This is a genomic window from Pseudomonas sp. SDO5522_S412, from assembly GCF_054071215.1.
Genome location: NZ_JBSVWQ010000436.1, coordinates 1 through 1,472 on the forward strand (window position 1 = coordinate 1; position 1,472 = coordinate 1,472).

Annotated in this window: 1 protein-coding gene; it reads right to left on the reverse strand. The window is 58.8% G+C overall.

Annotated features, from left to right (window positions below):
- Positions 1-60: 60 nt before the first annotated feature.
- Complete coding sequence (gene dinB / locus ACW9I6_RS32335) at positions 61-1,119, reverse strand: DNA polymerase IV (protein WP_177067292.1); 1,059 nt, start codon at positions 1,117-1,119, stop codon at positions 61-63.
- Positions 1,120-1,472 lie beyond the last annotated feature (353 nt).

Genomic DNA, 1,472 nt, shown 5'->3' on the forward strand with positions numbered 1-1,472 from the left:
TGCATTAGCTGACACACCGCATTCGCGAGCAAGCCCGCTCCCACATTTGGTTTTCGGTTCCTACCAGGGGAATTGGAGCTGCTCGTTGCCGTTGCTCAAATCCAGCAAACGCACCCCTATTCCCAGCAATCGCACCGGCTTGTCGCCGCGATTGAACGCCTGGGTCAGCAACTGCCGGTAACTCTCCAGGTCCCGCCCTGCCCCCGCCTGCTCCAGGGTCGTCTGGGTAAAGTCGTGAAACTTCACTTTGACGAACGGCTTGCCCGCCCGATAACTGCTGTCGATGCGCGCTATACGCCCCGCCAGGGTGTCCATCAGCTCCGGCAGTTTTTCCAGGCAACTGGGCAAGTCCGGCAGGTCGACATCGTAGGTATTTTCCACGCTGATGGATTGCCGGCGGCTGTCGTTCTGCACCACACGGTCATCAATCCCACGCGCCAGGCTCCAAAGCCGCTCGCCAAAACTGCCGAACTCTCGCACCAGCGCCAACTTGTTCCACTCCCGCAGTTGCAGGCAGTCCTCGATCCCCAGCCGCGCCAGCTTGTCGGCCGTCACCTTGCCCACGCCGTGGAGCTTTTTCACCGGCAGCGCCGAGACAAAGTCTTCCACCTGGTCGGGGGTGATCACAAACAGTCCGTTGGGCTTTTTCCAGTCGCTGGCGATCTTGGCGAGAAACTTGTTCGGCGCCACGCCCGCGGAAACGGTGATGTGCAACTGGTTGGAGACCCGCCGGCGAATGTCCTGGGCAATGCGCGTGGCACTGCCGCCAAAATGCGGGCTGTCGGAGACGTCCAGGTAGGCTTCGTCCAGGGACAACGGTTCGATCAGGTCGGTGTAGTCGCGAAAGATCGCCTGGATTTCCTTTGATGCTTCTTTATAAGCATCCATGCGCGGCTTGACGATGGTCAGGTCCGGGCACAGCTTCAGGGCATGGCGGGACGACATGGCCGAACGCACACCATAGGCCCGTGCTTCATAGTTGCAGGTGGCGATCACCCCGCGACGGTCTGCCGAGCCACCGACAGCCAGGGGCTTTTGCGCCAGGGTCGGGTCGTCGCGCATCTCGATGGCGGCGTAGAAGCAATCACAGTCGACGTGGATGATTTTGCGCTGCGTCATATATAAGGCAGTGGTTCTGGGCAGAAAACGGACAGGCCGGCAGTATCTCACTCACACCTGTATATAGCACCAGTAGTTTGAATCTTCCGCTTAAGCGGTAGGAAAATTCGCAGGTGAATTCATTTTCTCAATCGAAACACACCCCCCAATAGAGCTGAAAGCCTCGGCCAGACTGGCCCCGCGGCCTATCAAGGGGCCACCTTGGAGAGCTAACCGATTGAACCACAAGCGCTTTTCTTTGAATCAGCGGTTGACACACTCGCGTTCCTCTGTAGAATGCCGACACACAGACGCGGGATGGAGCAGTCTGGTAGCTCGTCGGGCTCATAACCCGAAGGTCGTCGGTTCAAATC

Coding starts and splice junctions, on each gene's coding strand:
- dinB (WP_177067292.1), bottom strand. CDS start 1,119: ATGACGCAGCGCAAAATCATCCACGTCGACTGTGATTGCTTCTACGCC.